Source organism: Actinoalloteichus caeruleus DSM 43889, assembly GCF_000429185.2.
In the GTDB taxonomy this organism is placed as follows: domain Bacteria; phylum Actinomycetota; class Actinomycetes; order Mycobacteriales; family Pseudonocardiaceae; genus Actinoalloteichus_B; species Actinoalloteichus_B caeruleus.
This window is the reverse complement of the sequence record NZ_AUBJ02000001.1, coordinates 5,886,333-5,906,046: the sequence shown is the minus strand read 5'-3', so window position 1 is coordinate 5,906,046 and position 19,714 is coordinate 5,886,333. Positions and strand designations below refer to the sequence as shown.

At 71.3% G+C, this 19,714-nt stretch carries 20 protein-coding genes; 11 read left to right on the top strand and 9 right to left on the bottom strand.

Translation table 11 applies throughout. From position 1 onward, the window contains the following. Positions 1–19 precede the first annotated feature (19 nt). The gene (locus tag G443_RS24210) at positions 20–1,984 is read left to right on the top strand and encodes an SCO2322-related protein (protein ID WP_155886230.1); all 1,965 of its coding nucleotides are present in this window, start codon (positions 20–22) and stop codon (positions 1,982–1,984) included. A 253-nt stretch (positions 1,985–2,237) separates the two neighbouring features. Here the strand turns inward: G443_RS24210 and G443_RS25240 are convergent, their stop codons facing one another. Beyond that, positions 2,238–2,366, bottom strand: coding sequence for a hypothetical protein (locus G443_RS25240; RefSeq protein WP_272500072.1), 129 nt, complete (start codon positions 2,364–2,366; stop codon positions 2,238–2,240). Positions 2,367–2,378: 12 nt separating this feature from the next. Then, positions 2,379–2,639: a hypothetical protein gene (locus G443_RS24205; RefSeq protein ID WP_253860281.1), complete on the bottom strand. Its 261-nt coding sequence runs from the start codon at positions 2,637–2,639 to the stop codon at positions 2,379–2,381. Between the two features lie 165 nt (positions 2,640–2,804). Here G443_RS24205 and G443_RS24200 point away from each other — a divergent pair, with 165 nt between their 5' ends. The 5 genes from G443_RS24200 to lpdA all read left to right on the top strand — a co-directional run bounded on the left by G443_RS24200 (position 2,805) and on the right by lpdA (position 9,030). Then, positions 2,805–3,017 carry a hypothetical protein gene (locus G443_RS24200; protein WP_253860280.1) on the top strand — a complete coding sequence of 71 codons (213 nt, stop codon included), beginning with the start codon at positions 2,805–2,807 and terminating at the stop codon, positions 3,015–3,017. Further along, on the top strand, positions 3,014–4,243 hold the full coding sequence (locus G443_RS24195) for a CbiQ family ECF transporter T component (protein WP_081715629.1): 1,230 nt from the start codon (positions 3,014–3,016) through the stop codon (positions 4,241–4,243). The genes G443_RS24200 and G443_RS24195 overlap by 4 nt, the downstream gene beginning before the upstream one ends. Further along, complete coding sequence (locus G443_RS24190) at positions 4,243–5,871, top strand: ABC transporter ATP-binding protein (RefSeq protein ID WP_026420078.1); 1,629 nt, start codon at positions 4,243–4,245, stop codon at positions 5,869–5,871. Before G443_RS24195 ends, G443_RS24190 begins: the two co-directional genes overlap by 1 nt. A gap of 389 nt (positions 5,872–6,260) precedes the next feature. Then, a complete protein-coding gene (locus G443_RS24185; protein ID WP_051314266.1) occupies positions 6,261–7,052 on the top strand; it encodes an ECF transporter S component family protein in 792 nt (263 codons plus the stop codon). A 580-nt stretch (positions 7,053–7,632) separates the two neighbouring features. Continuing rightward, positions 7,633–9,030, top strand: a complete 1,398-nt coding sequence (gene lpdA, locus G443_RS24180; protein WP_026420077.1) for a dihydrolipoyl dehydrogenase — start codon at positions 7,633–7,635, stop codon at positions 9,028–9,030. A gap of 170 nt (positions 9,031–9,200) precedes the next feature. Here lpdA and G443_RS25235 read toward each other — a convergent pair whose 3' ends face one another. Then, positions 9,201–9,980: a very short patch repair endonuclease gene (locus G443_RS25235; protein ID WP_081715650.1), complete on the bottom strand. Its 780-nt coding sequence runs from the start codon at positions 9,978–9,980 to the stop codon at positions 9,201–9,203. Between the two features lie 9 nt (positions 9,981–9,989). After that, positions 9,990–11,351 carry a DNA cytosine methyltransferase gene (locus G443_RS24170; protein ID WP_035292752.1) on the bottom strand — a complete coding sequence of 454 codons (1,362 nt, stop codon included), beginning with the start codon at positions 11,349–11,351 and terminating at the stop codon, positions 9,990–9,992. A gap of 82 nt (positions 11,352–11,433) precedes the next feature. Between G443_RS24170 and G443_RS24165 the strand changes: the two genes are divergently transcribed. After that, positions 11,434–12,306 carry an Eco29kI family restriction endonuclease gene (locus G443_RS24165; RefSeq protein ID WP_211257290.1) on the top strand — a complete coding sequence of 291 codons (873 nt, stop codon included), beginning with the start codon at positions 11,434–11,436 and terminating at the stop codon, positions 12,304–12,306. 226 nt (positions 12,307–12,532) lie between these two features. Here G443_RS24165 and G443_RS24160 read toward each other — a convergent pair whose 3' ends face one another. Next, on the bottom strand, positions 12,533–13,297 hold the full coding sequence (locus G443_RS24160) for a hypothetical protein (RefSeq protein ID WP_026420075.1): 765 nt from the start codon (positions 13,295–13,297) through the stop codon (positions 12,533–12,535). 127 nt (positions 13,298–13,424) lie between these two features. Here G443_RS24160 and G443_RS24155 point away from each other — a divergent pair, with 127 nt between their 5' ends. From G443_RS24155 to G443_RS24140, 4 genes are all read left to right on the top strand, one after another. After that, positions 13,425–13,979, top strand: coding sequence for a GNAT family N-acetyltransferase (locus tag G443_RS24155; RefSeq protein WP_026420074.1), 555 nt, complete (start codon positions 13,425–13,427; stop codon positions 13,977–13,979). Between the two features lie 279 nt (positions 13,980–14,258). Beyond that, entirely contained in the window at positions 14,259–14,966 is a 708-nt protein-coding gene (locus tag G443_RS24150; RefSeq protein WP_026420073.1) for an HAD family hydrolase, read from the top strand. Positions 14,967–15,134: 168 nt separating this feature from the next. After that, positions 15,135–15,308, top strand: coding sequence for a hypothetical protein (locus G443_RS24145; RefSeq protein WP_155886229.1), 174 nt, complete (start codon positions 15,135–15,137; stop codon positions 15,306–15,308). 134 nt (positions 15,309–15,442) lie between these two features. Further along, positions 15,443–15,907 carry a DUF2690 domain-containing protein gene (locus tag G443_RS24140; protein ID WP_026420071.1) on the top strand — a complete coding sequence of 155 codons (465 nt, stop codon included), beginning with the start codon at positions 15,443–15,445 and terminating at the stop codon, positions 15,905–15,907. 226 nt (positions 15,908–16,133) lie between these two features. Here G443_RS24140 and G443_RS24135 read toward each other — a convergent pair whose 3' ends face one another. The 4 genes from G443_RS24135 to cmk are packed head-to-tail and all read right to left on the bottom strand — an operon-like array spanning position 16,134 to position 19,650. Further along, positions 16,134–16,754: a hypothetical protein gene (locus G443_RS24135; protein ID WP_026420070.1), complete on the bottom strand. Its 621-nt coding sequence runs from the start codon at positions 16,752–16,754 to the stop codon at positions 16,134–16,136. A 16-nt stretch (positions 16,755–16,770) separates the two neighbouring features. Then, a complete protein-coding gene (der, locus tag G443_RS24130) occupies positions 16,771–18,189 on the bottom strand; it encodes a ribosome biogenesis GTPase Der (protein ID WP_026420069.1) in 1,419 nt (472 codons plus the stop codon). Next, on the bottom strand, positions 18,170–18,925 hold the full coding sequence (locus G443_RS24125) for a lysophospholipid acyltransferase family protein (RefSeq protein ID WP_245588912.1): 756 nt from the start codon (positions 18,923–18,925) through the stop codon (positions 18,170–18,172). Before G443_RS24125 ends, der begins: the two co-directional genes overlap by 20 nt. Beyond that, complete coding sequence (gene cmk / locus G443_RS24120; protein WP_026420068.1) at positions 18,922–19,650, bottom strand: (d)CMP kinase; 729 nt, start codon at positions 19,648–19,650, stop codon at positions 18,922–18,924. Before cmk ends, G443_RS24125 begins: the two co-directional genes overlap by 4 nt. Between the last annotated feature and the right edge of the window lie 64 nt (positions 19,651–19,714).

Genomic DNA, 19,714 nt, shown 5'->3' with positions numbered 1-19,714 from the left:
ACCGCCAGAGGTGCCATCGATGTCCAGGTTCCGTCTCCTCCGGGTGTCGGCCGCCGCCGTCACCCTGCTCGTCGGCGGTGGTACCGCCGTCGCGACACCGGCTCCGCCGCCGACCGCTCCCACGGTGACGTCGGTCGAGGTGGTGGCGCCGGCCACCCCCGGTCACTGCCCCGACGACGACGGCGTCACCGTCATCGTCGACTTCCAGGAACTCTCCACCGCCGACCCCCTCGTCGCCTGCGCCCCCGGCCCCCAGGAGACCGGCCTCGACGCCCTCGAGAACGCCGGCTTCGAGGTCACCGGGACCGACCGCTGGGGCAAGTCCTTCATCTGCCGCATCAACGGACTGCCCACCCCCGACACCGAGGACTGCGTCGACACCCCGCCCGCCCACGCCTACTGGTCCTACTGGCACGCCCCCAACGGCGGCGACTGGGAGTACAGCAGCCACGGCGCCACCTTCCGCACCCCACCACCCGGCAGCTTCGAAGGCTGGTCCTTCGCCCTCGACCGCGACTTCGACGACAACCCGCCCCCACGGCTCGACCCGGTCCGCCCGGTCGTGGTGGAGGAGCCCACCGAACCGACCCCGACCCCGCCCACGGCGACGGGGACGCCGGTCCCGGAGCACACGGCCGCCTCGGACGTCGCCGGCGCACTGGACGCCCCGCCACCCAACCCGCACCGGGGGCAGGCGGTGGCGGCCGGCCGGTGGCTGGCGGAGGAACTGGTCGACGGTCGGATGCCCGGGTTCGTCGGGGCCGACTGGGGACTGACGATCGACGCGCTGCTGGCTCTCGCGGCCACGAACGCCGACCCCGCCGCGGTCGAGGAGGCGGCCGACGCCGTGGCCGCGAACATCCGCTCCTACAACAGCCACGACGACTGGGGAGTGCCCGGTGTGCGCGTCGCGGGCGCCACCGCGAAAATCCTGGTCGCGGCCGTCGCCGCCGACCGGGACCCCACCGACTTCGGCGGCCACGACATGCGCCGGGAGACGTTGGACCTGATCGCCGGCCCGGATGCGGGGGTCCAGGAGGGGCGGTTGAAGGACCAGGGGACGGCCGACCAGTCCAACACCTTCGGGCAGTCCCTCGGCGTGATCGGCCTGGCCCGCAGCGGCGGGGTCCCGCAGTCCGCCGTGGACTTCCTCATCCGCCAGCAGTGTTCCTCCGGTGGGTTCCGGCTGTCACCCGAACTGTTCGGCACACCGTCGGCGTCCTGCGACTCCTCCCCGGACGCGGTCCTCGACCCGGACTCCACCGCGATGGCGGTGCAGGCGCTGTTGGCCGCCGACGAGGCGGGCGCCGAGCACGCCGGTGCGGCCGCGGCCAGGGGCGCGGGATGGCTGGCCTCGGTGCAACGGGACGATGGTTCCTTCGGGGGGTCCGGCCCCACCGCCGGGTCGAACACGAACAGCAGCGGATTGGCGGGGCAGGCGTTGGCCGCCGCCGGCCTGCGGGACGCCGCCGACGAGGCGGCCGACTACGTCGCCGAACTCCAGTTGACCGAGGGGAACGCTGGTGCGGCCTCGGCCGACCGTGGCGCGATCGCCTACAACCCGGGCTCCTTCGCGTCCGCCGTCGCCGACGGCGTGACCGACATGGCCCGCGACCAGTGGCGGCGGGCCACCGCCCAGGCCGTGCTCGCGTTGGCGAAGGTCCCGCTGGGTGAATCGGGGAAGGAGGAGCCGGGACCTCCGCCCCCGAGCACCTCGCAGCCGACGACGCCGTCGGCACCGGAAACCTCGCACACGCCACCGCCCGGTTCCTCGCCGGCCCCGACGTCCTCGGAGCCGGTCACCTCTCAGCCCACCGGTACCGCTCCCCCGCCCGTCGACCCCGCCGGGGTCGACCCGAAGTCCCCGCCACCGCTGGCCAGGACCGGTGCCGACGTCGGGGTCGCCGTGGCGTTGCTGGGGGCCCTGCTGCTCGGCGGTGCCGCGCTCCTGTGGATGTCCCGCCGACGGATCGGGAGCAGCTGATGGGACGACGCCCACTTCGTCGGACCCCGGCCGCCGTCGCGCTCGCCGTCGCGCTGTCGGTCGGTCTGACCGTCGGGCCGGCGGCGGTGGTGGCCCACGGGGAGTCCACCGGTCCGCGACCGACGTCGGTCGCCCCGACGTCCGGCTCCGCCGGCTACTGCCCCGACGCCAACGGGGTCACCGTGGTCATCGACTTCCAGGAACTCGGTGGGCAGACGATCATCCGCTGCGCACACGGCGACCAGGCCACCGGTCACGCCGCGCTCCGCAACGCCGGGATCAACATCACCGGGACGAACCGGTGGGGCGAGGCCTTCATCTGCCGGATCGAGGGCCTGCCGGTCCCCGAGGCCGAACCGTGCATCGACACGCCACCTGCCACCGCCTACTGGTCCTACTGGCACTCACCCAACGGCGGGGCCTGGGAGTACAGCCAGTGGGGGGTCATGAACCGCAAACCTCCGCTGGGCAGCTTCGAGGGCTGGTCGTTCTCGTTGAACCGCACCGAGACCACGAACCCGCCGCCCCGGGTGGCTCCTCGGCGTCCGGCCGCGCCCCCACCGCCGCCTCCGGCTCCCGACCAGCCCGCCCGCCACCGCAGGAGCCGGAGCCGGAGCGTCCCGTACGGCCGCCGGCCGAGCAGGGAGGCTCCCACGGCGGCACCGAGGAGGCCCCGAGCGGGGCCGAACGCACCGGAACGGTCTTCGAGTTCGAACCATCGCCCGAACCCGGATCCCCGTCGCGGTCGGGGACGGCGACCCCGTCGGGCTCCACCGAGCCCAGCTCCGAGCCCTCCGCCGGGGCCGGCGCCACCTCGTCCGTGGCCGGTGCCTCGGCGTCACCGGGACCGCCCGGCTCCCCGGCGGGTGCGGATCCCGGATACCCCGACCCCCTGGCCGACCGGGCCGACACCGGCGCCTCCTCGGGGATCCCACCGGCGACCCTGTTGGGGCTGGCCGCCGTGGTGGTCATCGTGGCGGCGGGCACGGCGACGGCGGTACGGCGACGACGCGCCGAACAGCACCACCCGTGACGCTCGGGTTCCCCGATCGACGCCGGCTCCCGAGGACGCTGCACCCGGGAGCGTGGTGGCTGTGGGCTCTCGGGCTGGCCACCGCGGCCAGCCGGACGACGAACCCGCTGCTGCTGGTCCTGATCATCGCCGTCGCCGGGCTCGTGGTGGCCCGCCGGCGGGGTGACGCGCCGTGGGCGTTGGCGTTCCGGCTGTACCTGCTGCTGGGCGCGTTCATCGTGTTCTCCCGGGTGCTGTTCCGGGTGATCTTCGGTGGCGGGCAGGGAGATCACATCCTGTTCACCCTGCCCGAGATCCCCCTACCCGCGTGGGCGGCCGGCATCCGCCTGTTCGGGCCGGTGGCGGTGGAACAGCTGCTCGGCGGCTTCTACGACGGGCTGCGGTTGGCCACCATGGTGGTCTGCATCGGGGCGGCCAACGCCCTGGCCAACCCCAAAAGGCTGCTGAAGGCGGTCCCTGGCGCCCTGTACCAGGTGGGTTCGGCCGTCGTGGTCGCCCTCTCGGTGGCTCCGCAACTGGTGGAGAGCGTGCTCCGGGTACGGCGGGCGCGGCGGCTGCGGGGTGGCCGCCAGCGGGGGATGCGGGCGTTGCGGGGCATCGTCATCCCGGTGCTCGCGGACGCGATGGACCGTTCGCTGGCCCTGGCCGCCGCGATGGACTCCCGGGGGTACGGCCGGGTCGGGGCGCTGTCCCGCCGGGCCCGGCTGGTGACCGGGGTGCTGGTGCTCGGCGGCCTGGTCGGGGTGTGCGTCGGGGTGTACGGGCTGATGGACGGGTCGACCCCCCGCCAGTTGGGGTTGCCGATGCTGGTGGCCGGCGCGGCGGTGGCGGCCGCCGGTCTGCTGTGGGGCGGCCGGCAGGTGCGGCGCAGCGTGCACCGCCCGGACCGGTGGCGGCTCGGGGAGGTCCTCGTCATCTGCTGCGGGGTCGGCGCCGGCGGCCTGCTCTACCTGACCAGCCAGGTCGACGCGGCGAACCTGTACCCGTCGCTGAACCCGTTGGCCTGGCCGGAGCTGGCGTTGTTGCCCTCGCTGGCCGTCCTGGTCGGGGTGCTGCCGGCGTGGCTGGCGCCGCCGCCGGAGCTGTCGTCGCCCTCGCCCGGCGACCCCGACGAGCACCGACCGGCTGGCAGCGGGGCTCCCGCCCTGGCCTGGCGGAGGACACCGGGAGGGGACGTGCGGCAGCCAGTGCCACCGTCGGCCACCCACGAGAGGACGACACCCTGATGATCGAGTTCGACCGGGTCACGGTCCACTACCCCGAGGCTCCCGGGCCCGCGCTCCGCGACGTGGAACTCACCGTCGGCGAGGGGGAGCTGTGCCTGGTGGTGGGCCGCACGGGCTCCGGGAAGTCCACCCTGCTCGGTGCGATCAACGGCCTGGTGCCCCATTTCACCGGCGGGCACCTGCACGGGGAGGTGCGGGTGGGTGGCGTGTCCACCGCGAGCCGACCACCCCGGGAGTTCGCGCACCTCGTGGGGCGGGTGGGGCAGGACCCGCTGGCGGGTTTCGTCACGGACACCGTCGAGGACGAGCTCGCCTACACGATGGAGCAGCTCGGGGTCCCGCCGGAGGTGATGCGCAAGCGGGTCGAGGAGACGCTGGACCTGCTGGGGATCGCCGAGCTGCGACGGCGTCCCCTGCGCACGCTCTCCGGTGGCCAGCAGCAGCGGGTGGCGATCGGGGCGGTCCTCACCGCCCACCCCGCCGTGCTGGTGCTCGACGAGCCCACCTCGGCGCTCGACCCGACCGCCGCCGAGGACGTGTTGGCGGCCATCACCCGGCTGGTGCACGACCTCGGGGTGACCGTGGTCGCGGCGGAGCACCGGATGGAACGGATCGTGCAGTACGCGGACCGGCTGGTTCACCTGCCCGGGGACGGCTCGGTGCTCGCCGGCGCGCCGCCGGAGATCCTCGACGTCTCCTCCGTCGCCCCGCCCGTGGTGGAACTGGGCAGGCTCGCCGGTTGGCGTCCGCTGCCGCTGTCGGTGCGGGACGCCCGACGGCGGGCGGCCGGGCTGCGGGACCAGCTGCGGGAGCGGCCGCGGCCGGCCCGGGGTCGGGCCGCCGTGGGCGAGGGTGACCGGCCGAGGCTGGTGGCGCGGCGGGTGGTCGTCCGCTACGGCCGGGTCCCCGCCGTCCGGGAGGTGTCGGTCGAGTTGGCCCCGGGGGCGGTGGTGGCTCTGATGGGGCGCAACGGTTCCGGGAAGTCCTCACTGCTGTGGGCGCTCCAGGGTTCCGGGCCACGTCAGGGAGGCACCGTCTCCGTCGACGGCACGGACCCGGCGAAGGTCAGCGCCGCCGAGGCGCGGGCGCTGGTGGGCCTGGTGCCGCAGACCCCGGGCGACCTGCTGTACCTGGAGACGGTGGCCGAGGAGTGCGAGCAGGCCGACCGGGAGTCCGAGGTCCCCGAGGGGACCTGTCGGCGGCTGCTCGACCGGTTGACCCCGGGCATCCGACCAGAAAGGCACCCGAGGGACCTGTCGGAGGGACAACGGTTGTCCCTGGTGTTGGCCGTGCAGCTGACCGCCGCGCCCGCCGTCGTGCTGCTGGACGAACCCACCCGAGGGCTGGACTACCACGCCAAGGCCAGTTTCGGCGACCTGGTGCGGGAGTTGGCCTCGGAGGGCAGGGCCGTGCTGCTGGCCACCCACGACGTCGAGTTCGTCGCCGGGGTGTCCGACCGGGTCGTGGTCCTCGCCGAGGGCGAGATCGTGGCGGACGGGCCGACCGCCGACGTGGTGGTCGCCTCCCCGGCGTTCGCGCCGCAGGTGGCGAAGGTGCTCAGCCCGCAACCCTGGCTGACCGTCTCCGAGGTGCGGGACGCCCTCGCGGGTGCGGAGGCCCGGGTATGACGGGGGCGGGTCGTCCCGAGGTGCCGGTCGACGACGCCACGGCGGACCCGGCCGCCCCGACCGGTCGCCCACCGGGTGCCGGCGGCGACGGGGCCAACGCGGACGGCACGACCACCGGTTCCGGTGCGGGGGGCGAGGACGGATCCGGGACGCCGGCCTCGGGTGCCACCGCTGGGCACCGGCGACCGGGACCGCGCCCACCGGCCTCACGGGAGGAGGAGCCGGCCCCCGGCGCGGGGGACGAGGAGGTCGCCGGCGCGCCGCCAGTGGAGGCGCGGGCGGCGGAACGGCGGGAACGCACGGGTGGCGAATCCACCGGCCTGGTCGGTTCCGGCGAGGGACCGGTCGACGCCGCCGCCCCGCGACCGACCGAGGCCGGACCGCCCCGGGTGGTGCGGATCGCGCCGCGCACCGCCGTGGTCCTCGCCCTGGCCTCCCTGGCGGGCTTCGCGATGTTCTTCTGGCCCCTGTTCGCCGCCCCGGAACCGGAGGCGATGGCCCACAGCGCCGACGCTCCCCTGATCTTCGTCGTGGTGCTGCCGGTCCTCATCGGCATCGTGCTGGCCGAACTGTCGAGCGGGGGCATCGACTCGAAGGCCCTCGCGATGCTCGGCGTGCTGTCGGCGATCAACGCCGCCCTGCGCCCGCTCGGCGCGGGAACCGCCGGCATCGAGACGGTGTTCTTCATGCTGGTGCTGGCCGGCCGGGTGTTCGGGCCGGGTTTCGGGTTCGTCCTCGGGTCGACCTCGCTGTTCGCCTCGGCCCTGCTGACGGCTGGGGTGGGGCCGTGGCTCCCCTTCCAGATGCTCGCCTCGTCCTGGGTCGGCCTGGGTGCCGGGCTGCTCCCGCGCCGGGTCCGGGGGCGGGCGGAGATCGTGATGCTCGCCGGGTACGGGGCGTTCTCCGCCTACTTCTTCGGGTTCGTCATGAACATGTGGTTCTGGCCGTTCACCGCCGGCATCGACACCCAGCTGTCCTTCGTCGCGGGCGACCCGGTGCTGGAGAACCTGCACCGTTTCGTGGTCTTCACCCTCTACACCTCCACCTTCGGATGGGACACGGGACGTGCGCTGACCAACGTGCTCGCGATCGCGCTGATCGGCGGCGCCGTGCTCGCGGTGCTGCGGCGCGCCGCCCGGCGGGCGGCCTTCCACGCCCCGGCCACCTTCGACCGGGGTTGACCGCGTCTCCCGGAGCCGTCCGCCGAGTCCCCCGGCGCGCGGTAATTCGGCCCCGGCGATCCGGGTGGCCCGTGGACGGCAACGGCACGTCCCCCACGACCGGGGGCCGCGGGGGCGCACCACCCGGCTCCGTGTCCCGACGTGGTCGCGGCACGCACCCGACGGCCGAGGTCCGGGCGCGACCGGGCGGCCCCGCCCTCCGGATGGAGCAGGAGCGGGAATGGCCAAGGCCCCGGTAGGACGGGACCTACGTCCCTGATCACCGCGAGGGCGCTCTGGTTCGCTCGGATGTGCCGGCCGACGCGGAGGACGCGGTCCCGGACAGGCGGCAGGAGGTGGGACGGTGCGCGACCCCCAGCCACCCGCGCACCCCCGCGGCCCTGCCCGCCAGGCCCCCACCGGGACCACCGCGTCCGGCCGGTCCAACTTCCCGCCCCGGACGGGGTGCCCGCCATACCCGACGCAGGTCAACGGCCGGAACCGCCATCTGGCCGCGGGTGGGTGGGGCGGGTCACACCAGCCAGGACCGGCCCGATGCTCCCCCGTGAGGCCGTTGCCGCCGCTAGATAGGGTGCCCGGTATGAGCTCGCACTTTGACGTTGTGGTCCTGGGCGCCGGCCCGGGTGGCTATGTGGCCGCGATTCGGTCGGCCCAGCTCGGTCTGCGCACCGCGATCATCGAGGAGAAGTACTGGGGCGGCGTGTGCCTCAACGTCGGGTGCATCCCGTCGAAGGCGCTCCTGCGCAACGCGGAGCTGGCGCACCTGTTCCAGCACGAGGCCTCGACCTACGGGATCCGCACCGAGGGCCAGGTGACCTTCGACTACTCGGCGGCGTTCAAGCGCAGCCGGAACGTCGCGGAAGGCCGCGTCAAGGGCGTGCACTTCCTGATGAAGAAGAACAAGATCACCGAGTTCCAGGGGCGCGGCTCCTTCACCGACGCCAACACCATCGAGGTCACCACGGCCGGCGGCACCGAGACGGTCACCTTCGACCACTGCATCATCGCGGCCGGCGCCACCACCAAGCTGCTCCCCGGCACGTCGCTGAGCGAGCGGGTGGTGACCTACGAGGAGCAGATCCTCACCGAGGAACTGCCGGAGAGCATCATCATCGCCGGTGCGGGCGCCATCGGTGTCGAGTTCGCGTACGTGATGCACAACTACGGCGTGCACGTCACGATCGTGGAGTTCCTGGACCGGGTGGTGCCGAACGAGGACGCCGAGGTCTCCGCCGAGCTGAACAAGCGCTACAAGAAGCTGGGCATCGACATCCTCACCTCCACGCGGGTCGACGCGATCGACGACAGCGGCGCGAAGGTGAAGGTGACCGTCACCAAGGACGGCGCGCAGCAGGTGCTGGAGGCGGACAAGGTCCTCCAGGCCATCGGTTTCCAGCCTCGGGTGGAGGGCTACGGCCTGGAGAACACCGGTGTCGCCCTCACAGACCGGGGCGCGATCGACATCGACGGCCGGGGCCGGACCAACGTGCCGCACATCTTCGCGATCGGTGACGTCACCGCGAAGCTGATGCTGGCCCACACCGCCGAATCCATGGGTGTGATCGCCGCGGAGACGATCGGTGGCGCGGAAACCATGGAACTCGACTACCGGATGATCCCCAGGGCCACCTACTGCCAGCCGCAGATCGCCAGTTTCGGCTGGACCGAGGAGCAGGCCCGGGAACAGGGCTTCGACGTCAAGGTCGCGAAGTTCCCGTTCATGGCCAACGGCAAGGCGCACGGCCTGGGCGACTCCGGTGGCTTCGTGAAGATCCTCAGCGACGCCACGCACGGCGAGCTGCTCGGGGCGCACCTCATCGGCCCGGACGTCACCGAGCTGCTGCCCGAGCTGACGCTGGCCCAGCAGTGGGACCTGACGGTGCACGAGATCGCCCGGAACGTGCACGCCCACCCGACGCTGGGTGAGGCCGTCAAGGAGGCCGTCCACGGCCTCGCCGGCCACATGATCAACTTCTGAGCGGTGAGCCAGCCCCCTCCACTCAAGGATGGGGGCTGGCCATTCACTCCCGCTCCACCAATACGGTTCACCGCCACCGCACATTGTCGGTACTCACTCAGGGCACGACTGTCCACGGTTGGAGCCCAGTTGTAGCCATACCGCGGACTGGTTTGAGCTGGTGTGCGCCCTCACTCCGATGCCCGGTCGCTTTCGAACGTCTCCCCCGCTCGCACTACACGGCTGATCCGTTCGGCCGCATCCGCTGGGTCCTCGTGTTCCCACACCCTGATGACAGACCAACCGGCGTCACGCAACAGCCGATTGGTTTCGGCGTCTCGAACCCGATTCCCCTCGAGTTTCGCCGCCCACGCATCTGCGTTCGTCCTAGCTGCCCGAAGGTGCTCGGGGCAGCCATGCCAGAAACAGCCATCCACGAATACAGCTACGCGCTTGCGCGGAAAGACGATGTCGGCTCTACGCCGAGTTGTACCCAAGGGGCAGACGTCCACTCGGTAGCGCAGCCCCGCTTTATGGAGCAGGGACCGAAGGGCGATCTCGGGGCCGGTGTCTCGCCTGCGATTCGCTCGCATGACTGCCCGCGCGCTTCTTGACGACGCCTTCGACTGTGGTGGGAGCGGCTCTTCACCAACCAAACCTCGATCGAGAGCCAGACGCCAGGCGTCAGCTAGGTTTCGAGACCGTGTTGCCTGGTCTACCTCGCCGATGTACCGCTCCTCGGTCTTTCCGCCCTCCGACCAGCGAAGATAGGCCCGAATCCGTCGCTGCCCCTTCGCCAACCTGAGGGAGACCGACGCCCGTGCGAAGCGGCCATCTCCTAGTGCGACAGCCCGCCGATGGTGCCCACCCGCGGCACGGTCCTGCTCAGCGGAAGGTTTGACGCCTCGTCGCGGCTTGTAGGCTCGCGCCGTTGGCCAAGCGGCCTTCCAGGCGCGACTCGAGAGGTTCATCGTCACCGCCTAGTGCCCGACCATTTCAAGAGCCTCAGCTACCTTGTTCGCGATGAACTCGGCGAGCACCACTGGAACCGCGTTGCCGAGTTGACGCATCTTCTCACCCCGCGGTCCCGCCCCCTGCCACTCGTCAGGGAAGGTCATGACGCGTGCCGCTTCACGGACCGTCATGTAGCGATGTAGCCTGCGCCACCCGTCTGGCGAACCCACTTCCTGCTTACGTTCGTCCAGGAGAACGACCGACTCTCCTCCCGGAACACCGTGAACCCCCGCTTTGACAGTCTTCGCGGGCCGGTCCAGCTCGTTCGGGGTGTGCCCCTTGTAGATGCGCGCGTTGGGCCACCCCACATGGTCGGTGATGCTACCGCCTTGCTCGGTCTTCCTGTCCAACTTTTCCAGGTCTATCGCTGGAAGGGAAGGAAGATAAGTTCCAGTACCGTAGCCTCTCACAGCGTCGCGCAACGTCCTCCACGGCAGTACACCAAGTTCATCATTCTTGTCCTCTGACTCAAGACCCCGAGGAAGACGAGAAATGACCTCTTCCCGAACATATCCAGGTACATCACCGTGACGCTTCCAGTAAGATCCCCCCTTGAGCATGGTTCGATGCAAGGCCTCTTCACTAAACGGAGCCTTCTGCACCTCCGCAACAAATCGATCCACATCGACGCCAAGATCCCGCCGAAAGGCGACAATGATAACACGATGACGAATTTGCGGGACACCGTAGTCTGCCGCATTCACGGGAATATGTCGGACCGCGTATTTCTCGTCCAGCCCTCCACCTCCCCCAGCCTCAATCAGCGTACGCAACCTATCATTATGATCCTCCCATCTAACGATGGATCCACGCTCAACAGCCGGCAACGAAAGCTCGCGCTTTATGTACTCAAAGTATTCACGAAAGGACTTCCGCAGCAGTCCGCGAACATTTTCGCAAATTACGACCTTGGGGCGTATCTCGCGAACTGCCTTGAACATGGCGGGAAACATGTTTCGCCTGTCCTCGTCACCCTTCGCCGCACCACCGGCACTAAACGGCTGACACGGCGGCCCGCCCGCAAGAACGTCCACCCGCCCCCTAAAAGCACTGAAATCGAGATCTCGAACGTCACCAGGATAGAGCGGAGCCGGCTCCCCACGCCCGGGAGGAATCGGACGGGTGTCCATGACACGTCGCACCCCTTCGGAACCCAGGATGCGCGGCGCGCTCGCCTCGAGGGTCTCACAAGCACGCTTGTCGAACTCGTTGAACAGCAGAGACCGGAACCCCGCGCGATGAACCCCCATCGCCAGACCACCACCACCCGCGAACAGCTCCACACTGGAGCGGCCACCTTCTACAGCGGGTACTTGCTGCTCAGACATGCCAAAATCGTACCGCGGCCTTACTGCGAAGGATGAACCGGCCCAGAACTTCCAACCCATCGTGTCGCTCGGATCACGTAAGGTGCGCACTGCGAGGAGAGCAGAAGGGACCGACAAGGTGACACCAAGCCCCCCTAGAAGCGTTCACTTCAGTGATTTTCGACTCAGCATCACGAAGGCACTCGGGGACCAGCTCGCCGAATCATTGGACAAGCTCACGCCAGCTCCGCTCACAACTGAGAACCTGGACTGCGTCGAGAGGACAGCAGGCGTCTACCAGCTCTACCACCGCGAGGAGCTCGTCTACGTCGGCAAGGCCGACCAACCGCTTCCCAGCAGGATCCACCAGCACCTCCGAAAAGTGTCAGGTCGGCGAAACATATCCCTACAGGACATGAAGTTCACCTGCCTCTACGTCGCCGAAGATTTTTCGGCACTCGCACCGGAAAGACTACTCATCAAGACACACCGCAAAAATGGACTGGCCATCTGGAATAACAACGGATTTGGAAACAAAGACCCAGGAAAAAGGCGCGACGAAACCCTGGTCAAGGAGAACCATTTTGACGCACTATACCCCATTGACGTGGACCGGAAAATCTCTGGGCTACCCTCAGGGAAAGTTGAAGTAGGCGAATTACTGATCGAAGCGAGCAAGAGAATCCCATACACGTTCCGCTACGACAAGAAAGGACACAGCAAGAGTTTTCGCGGCATAGTGGACAGCTCGGACACGCTATCCATCGATCAAGTTTTCAGGCTGACCACAGCGGCACTCCCCGAGGACTGGCAGATTACCATCCTTCCAGGTCGCGCCATCATGTACCCCGAACCTCGAATTTACCCCAGCGCTTTGAGCTATTATCGGCGAGGGGCCGCAACCGAGGTCACCCCTCAGTACGGAGAGGCGGGACTGATCACCGAAGAGAGCGAAGACGATACGAACAGTTCTTGACACTTCGCCACGCTACGCAATACCTATTACGCGTGGACCACTGGTTCCTCACCACGCGCTGAGGATGAGCGAAACTCGCTAGGCGAGCTAACGTTCATGGCGAAACACCGCTCACCTCAGCCCCAATGGCCGGCCCGTTGTGGTTGAGCGGAGGCGAAGCCCTCGACTCAATATCCTTCCGTCCAAGGAGTGTCGCGTCGTCACACCCGCCCGTGGACTCCGTCGCTCAGAAGTAGGCGTGCACCGTGTAGCCGTAGTGGCTGACCATCCTGCCCACCCGAACGGGGTGCGCCACCGGGAGCGGTTCTCCGCGCAGCGGCGGGATGCGCACGGTGTCCCAGTGGGGCTGGGCGTCCTCGCCCAGCTCGGCCAGTTCGATGCGCTCGTCCTCCTCACCGGCCTGGAAGGTCATCAGCGTGGTTCCGGCCAGCGACCCGTAGGTGTGGAAGAAGCGGTCGCAGGCCCACCTGAGCTCGTCGGGGTCGGTCACCACGAGTTGTTCCACGTAGCTGACCGCTCCGCTCCCGGTGTCGACCTCGACGAGGTACCAGCTGTAGCGGGACTGGCGCAGCTCGTCGGCCGACGGCTCCTCGTCGCTGGCGGCGGCGCGCAACGCCGCCAGTCCTGCGGAGGCCGCCGGGTCGGCGACGTTGACGTCCAGCACCCGGTCGTAGAGGGCGAGGGCCTCGCTCCGCCGACGTTCGACACCGTCCCGCGCCGACTCCTCCCCCAGGGTCAGGTCGGTCTCGTGGATGGCGTCGATCTGCTGCACGAGGCGACTGGCCAGCAGGTTCGTGGTCACGCTGTCACCCGGGCGTTCCCGCAGCGCGGCCCGCAGCCACCGTTCGCTGGGCCACAGGTCCTCGACGTCGTCCGCGTCGGAGAGCGCGGGACGCACGCACAGCAGCCGCCCCAGTTCGGCCGCGGCCCCGGCGTCCCCGGACTCGGCCTCGGCGCGCAGCGCGACAACTCTCTGCTCGATGTCCGCCATGACCCAGCACGCTACCGGCCGGAAAACGCCCCCGACGGGCGGACACTCCCGCCGGCGATCATGTCCTCCCGCCGCGCGCCCGGAAACTCGGTGGTCGCGGAGCCCCTCCCTGCCTACGGTGGCGGTCATGACGGACGTGGTGCGCACCGACCGCCTCCTCCTCAAACCCTACGTGCGGGAGGACGAGGAGAGCTTCGTCCGGCTCTTCCAGGACGAGGAGGTCGTCCGGTACGTGGGCGACGGCCTCCAGACCGAGGCGGCGGACCGCGCGCTGTTCCACCGCGTCCTCACCGACGTGTACCCGACTCGCCGGTTCGACGTCTGGGCGGTCTGGCTCGACGGTGCGCACGTCGGCCACGCCGAGCTCAAGCCCTGCTCGCGCGCGGAGGGCCACGAACTGATCTACGCGCTCGCCCGTGCGGTCTGGGGGCGGGGTCTGGGCCGGGAGCTTGTCGGCGGGCTGCTGCGGCAGGCCTTCGCGGTACGCCGCCTCCCCGAACTGCACGCCACCGTCGACGTCCTGAACACCCGATCGCTGGTCGTGCTGGCCGCCGCGGGCTTCGAGGCCGTCCGGGACTTCACCGAGGAGGGTGGTGGGATCACCCGGCTGCTCACCGTGCGCCGGGGTCGGATCCCCGAGCAGGCGCCCCCGGAGGACGCTCCCCTGCCTGCGGGGCCGTGAGGCGGGGCCGTCCGCCCGACGGTGGCGGGCTCGACCTCCGGTGGGAGCGGCCAGCGCCTCGCCGGCCGCGCTGACTGGGGCTGACCGGCGGGGACCGGCACCGGGAATCGTCGCCGGCGCGCCGGTGACCTCGTCCCGAGCGGGGCCAACGCCCCGGGCGGGCACGGCCGGGAACGGCGCGCGGGTTGCCGGGACGGGCGTCCCGGAGCACCCGTGATGTTCCGTGCGGGGCGACTCGGGTGGCGACGCGAGCCCGACCGGCCTGCGAGACTGGTGGTCATGACGACCGCCGAGGACACCCGCCTCGTCCTGTGGGACATCGACCACACGCTGATCGAGAACCGGGGCTTCGGCCGGCTGGTGTACGAGCGGATCTTCCCGCGGGTGGTGGGACGGCCGCTGCGCGCCCTGGCCGACGTGCACGGTCGCACCGAGTTGGACATCATCCACGACACCCTCGCCCTGCACGGGCTGGAGCCCACCGAGGACCTGGTCGCCCGGCTGTCCGCCGCGCGCACCGCCGCCTACCGGGAGGGGGAGGGGGAACTCGCGGCACTCGGCTGGGCGCTGCCAGGGGCGGAGGCGGCCCTGCGGTCGTTGGCGGCCGACCCCCGCGTCCACCAGAGCGTGCTGACCGGCAACACCCTGGAGGTCGCCGAGGTGAAACTGCGTGCCTTCGGCCTCGACGGCCTCCTGGACCTGGCCAGCGGTGCCTACGGCGACGACGCGCACGACCGGGCGGAGCTGGTGGGGATCGCCCGCCGCCGCCACCGGGCGGTCACGGGTCGCACCGCCACCGAGGAGACCTCGGTGCTGGTCGGTGACACCCCGCACGACGTGCTCGCGGGGCTGCGGGGCGGAGCCAGGGTGGTCGGGGTGGCGACCGGCGTCTACTCGGTCGCCGACCTGCGGGACGCGGGGGCCGTGCGCGTGCTGGCGAACCTGGAGGACCTGGCCCTGGTGCGGGAGGCGATCCTGACGGCCTGAGCGCCGTCGGCCGGAGCCCGCGGGCGGCGGGGTGCGCTGGCGGGTTCGGTGGGGGTTGGGGGCGGCGGGGTCCCGACTGCCGAGGGGAACGCTCGCCCAGCACGGGGGCGGGACGGCCGTCGGGGGCGGCACCCGCCTCCTGGTCCGGGCGGACCGCTGGTGGCCTCGGTGACCGAGCCCGTCACGCTGACCAGCGCCTCGGAGTGCGTCGTTCCGCCGACCCAGCGCGGGGACGACACCGAACGGTGGATAGTCGGGGAGCCCGCTCCCGTCTACCGTGGGAGCGGTCAACGGCGCGCCGACCTCGTGCTGTCCTCCCCCAGCCGCCGGTCGCATCCGTGACGAGGTTCGGCCAGTCCACGCTCCGCGCCGGCGGATCACCGCGCCCGCCGCTGGGCGCCGGCTGGCGGAACACGCATCGAGTCGCTCCGCTTCCCCGCGTGGTCGCGTGGGGACCGCTCGTCGGGAGGATCCACATGCGATTCCGCATCCGCCGCCAGGCACTCGTGATCGCCGTCGCCGTGGTCGCCGTCCTGCTCACCCCCACCGCCCAGGCCAACGTCGTGGACCCGCCGCCCGGTGCCCTCGGGATGTCCGCTCCCGCATGCTCCGAGGAGGACTGCCTCGGGCAGGACCCGCTGGTCACCCGGTGCGCCTCCGATGCCTACACCCCGAAGAACGGGTGGCGGGACCTCGCCGGCGGCGGGTATCTCGAACACCGGTACAGCCCCCGCTGCCACGCCTCGTGGACGCGGGTCTCCCGGTCGACCAACGGAGACGTGATCAGCGTGGAGAACACCCAGGAGCGGCGGCACGGGGCCACCATCGCGACGTCGGGGGTGACCGAGTGGACGGGCATGGTGCCCAACCGGTGGGGGCTGGACGAGGCGCGGGCCTGCGCGTTCTCCCGCCAGGTGCCGACCTGCACGGACTGGTACTGATCCACCTCCGGCACGGTCGGCGGCGCGGCGCATCCGTCCATGCCTGGTGGTTCGAGGTCCGGCCGCCGTACCCGACTGGCGCCCACCCGCCGCGCCTCGGGCCGCGGGCTGAACCGGCGACGGGCCGGCCGGTGGGCCGGAACCACGTGGGGAGGGCTCCCGGCCGGAGGTCACGCTTCCGGTGCCCTCGGGCAGGGAGCTCGCGCTCCGCCGGCCCGGCGGGCGGTCAGGGGGCGAGCAGCACGCTGGTCGTGGCCGCGGCGAAGAGCACCACCGCGAGGAACAGCGCACTCCGCCACGGCACGTCCACGGTTCGGGTGAGCGGCCGCTCGGGACGGCCTCTGGCCGCCTTCCTGGCCTGTTCGGCGGCCTCGGCGACCGCGTTCTGGAGGCGTCGGCCGCTCAGGCTGCTGGCCATCGAGTAGGCCGTGATCGTCGGTTTGACCACGCTGCCGTCGCGCAGCCGCACCGCGACGTCATCCGCCGCGTCGACGGCCCGGACCTCGGACCACGGTATCCAGTACCGGACCAGCGAGTTCACCACCAGCAGGCCCCGCTCCCGCACCTCGACCCGGTTCTTGGCCCCCAGGACCAGCACCAGCAGGACGGCCAGCGCGACCACACCGGCGAAGGCGAAGACGTCGGCGACCGGCAGGTTGGGGGAGATCAGCGAGAGCAGGCCCCACAGCCCGAGCAGTACGGCGAAGGCCGCCGCCAGCCAGGACACCAGGGCGGTGCTCCACCGCCAGAACACGGCGATCCTCCTGCCAGCGGCCTCGTCGTGCCGGGACCCGCGGATGGTCCACTCCGCGAACGCGCGCAGCGCCGAGCCGGGTTCCGACGCCATCGGGCCACTCCTCTCCTCAGCCCTTGTTGCGCTGCTTGCGCTCCCGCACCCGAACCGACAGCCGAACGGGGCTTCCGGAGAACCCGAAGGTCTCCCGGAGCTTGCGTTCCAGGAACCGCCGGTAGCCGGCCTCCAGGAAACCCGTCGTGAAGAGCACGATCGTCGGCGGCCGCGTCTGCGCCTGGGTGGCGAAGAGGACCTTGGGCTGCCGGCCACCTCGAACGGGTGGCGGAGTGGCGGCGATGATCTCGTTCAACCACGCGTTGAGCTGGCCGGTGGGCACCCGGGTGTCCCAGGACTCCAGCGCCCGGTCCAGCACGGGGGCGAACTTGCCGACGGCGCGTCCCGTCCTGGCGGAGATGTTCAGCCGCTCCGCCCACGGGACCCGGACCAGGCCCCGGTCCAGCTCGCGCTCCAGCTGGTGGCGCCGGTCGTCGTCGACGAGGTCCCACTTGTTGAACGCGAGCACCAGGGCTCGGCCCGCCTCCACGATCTGCGTGATGACCCGCAGGTCCTGCTCGGTCACCGGTTCGCTGGCGTCGAGCAGGACGATGACGACCTCGGCCGCGTCGATGGCGGCCTTGGTCCGCAGCGACGCGTAGTACTCGGTCCCGCTCGCGGTGTTGACCCGTTTGCGGAGGCCGGCGGTGTCGACGAAACGCCAGGGGCGTCCCTCGATCTCGATCAGTTCGTCGACCGGGTCGACCGTGGTCCCGGCGACCGAGTCGACGACCACCCGCTGTTCCCCGGCGAGCCGGTTGAGCAGGCTCGACTTGCCCACGTTGGGCTTGCCGACGAGGGCCACCCGCCGGGGGCCGCCGGGCTGCCCTCCGAAGGTGTCCCGGGGGGTGGTGGGCAGGGCCTCCAGGATCGCGTCGAGCAGGTCGCCGGATCCCCGGCCGTGCAGGGCGCTGACCGGGAACGGTTCGCCGAGTCCGAGCCCCCACAGGGCCGCGACCTCGGCCATCGCCCGCTCGCTGTCGACTTTGTTCGCCGCCACCAGCACGGGCCGCTTGGAGCGCCGCAGCACCTTGGCCACGGCGTCGTCGGTCCCCGTCGCCCCGACGGTGGCGTCCACCACCAGGAGGATGGCGTCCGCGGTGCTCATGGCCAGTTCGGCCTGGGCGGCGACGGCCGCCTGGAGCCCGCTGGCGTCCGGTTCCCACCCGCCGGTGTCGACGACGGTGAAGCGGCGGCCGTTCCACAGCGCGTCGTAGGCGACGCGGTCCCGGGTCACACCCGGCGTGTCCTGCACGACGGCCTCGCGTCGCCCGAGGATGCGGTTGACAAGGGTGGACTTGCCGACATTGGGTCGCCCCACGACGGCCAGCACGGGTTGCGGCAGCGCTGACCCCTGGTCAGCGCTCTCGTCTCCGGCTTCCGCCGAGAGGTCCCAGTCGGCCTCGTCGGTCCAGCTACCGTCCAGGCCGGTCACGTTCGTTCTCCTCTGCTGCTGTCGGGGTGCCCCCCTCGCCCGCTCCGGCCCGCGGCCGCGGTCGCCGGCGGTCGAGTTCCCGCACCAGGCCCGCCAGTTCCTCGCGTACCCGTTCGGTGGCGGCGGTCAACCCCGCGCGCCCACGAGCGTCGGGCAAGGTTAGGGGCTGTCCGAACAATACGTGCACGGTCGGCCGCGGCCTACGCCCGGATCCTGCTTCGCGGCGGGTTCCGCGCAGGGCGACCGGCAGCACGACCGCGCCGCTCGACCGCGCGAGCCACGCGGCGCCGTGGTGGGCGTTGTCCACCGCTCCCGCGCCCCGCGTGCCCTCCGGGAACACGCCGACGACGCCACCGGCCCGCAGGCGGCGGACCGCCGTCAGCAGCACCTCCCGGTCGGTCTGACCCCGGCGGACCGGCAGCTGGCCCAGCCTGCGGAGCAGCGCGCCCAGCGGCCCCCGGAACATCGACTCCTTGACGAGGAACACCGACGGGCGGGCGAGGAGACCGAACAACAGGGGGCCATCGGCGAAGGACGTGTGGTTGGCCACGACCACGACCGGCCCGCTGGCGGGTAACCGGTCCTCACCGTTGACGAGGATGCGGTAGCCGATTCCGCCACCGAGGCGGCCCACCCACCGTCCGGCGCGGTACCAGCCGGCCGAGCCGCCCTCCGGCACCCCGTCTCCCGGACCGTCCCCCAGCGCCGACCAGCGCTGCCACGGGCGCCGGTTCACCGCGTGCCCCCGGTGGCGGTGTCGGCCAGCAGCTCACGCTGTTCCACCAGTTCCCGCAACCGGGAGAGCACCCCGCTGACGTCCAGGTCGGAGGTGTCGACCTCCACCGCGTCCGGGGCGGCCCGCAGCGGAGCGACGGCGCGCGTGGAGTCGAGGGTGTCCCGCCGTTCCACGTCGGCCTGGGTGGCGGTGAGCGTGGCCCGCCGCCCCGCGGCGCTGTCCTGGACGCTCCGACGGCGGGCCCGGACCTCGACGCTCGCGGTCAGGAACACCTTCAACCCGGCGTCGGGGACGACCTCGGTACCGATGTCCCTGCCCTCCACGACGACGCCACCGACGGTGCTCAGCGCCTCGCGGATCAGGGAGCGCTGGTGTCCCACCAGCCTCGTGCGCACCGTGGGCACCGCGGACACCGCGGAGACGGCGCCGGTGACCTCCGGGCCACGGATCTCGGCGCTGACGTCCTCGCCGTCGAGGGCCACCGTGGGGTGGCTCGGGTCGGTCCCCACCCGCAGGTCGGCCGCCGTCACGACCTCGGTGACGGCCGCCGGGTCGTCCAGGGGGGCCTCAGCCCGCAGGACGGCCAGGGTGGCCGCCCGGTACATGGCCCCCGTGTCCAGGTAGCGGGCGGTGTAGCCGACCGCCAGTTGACGGGCCACCGTCGACTTCCCGGTGCCGGATGGCCCGTCCAGCGCCACCACGCCGCGCAGTTGCCCGCTGTCCACTCGTGCTCCTCATCGCCGTCACCGACCCGTGTTGGTCGGCCCCCATTCTGCCCGCCCGCCGGGG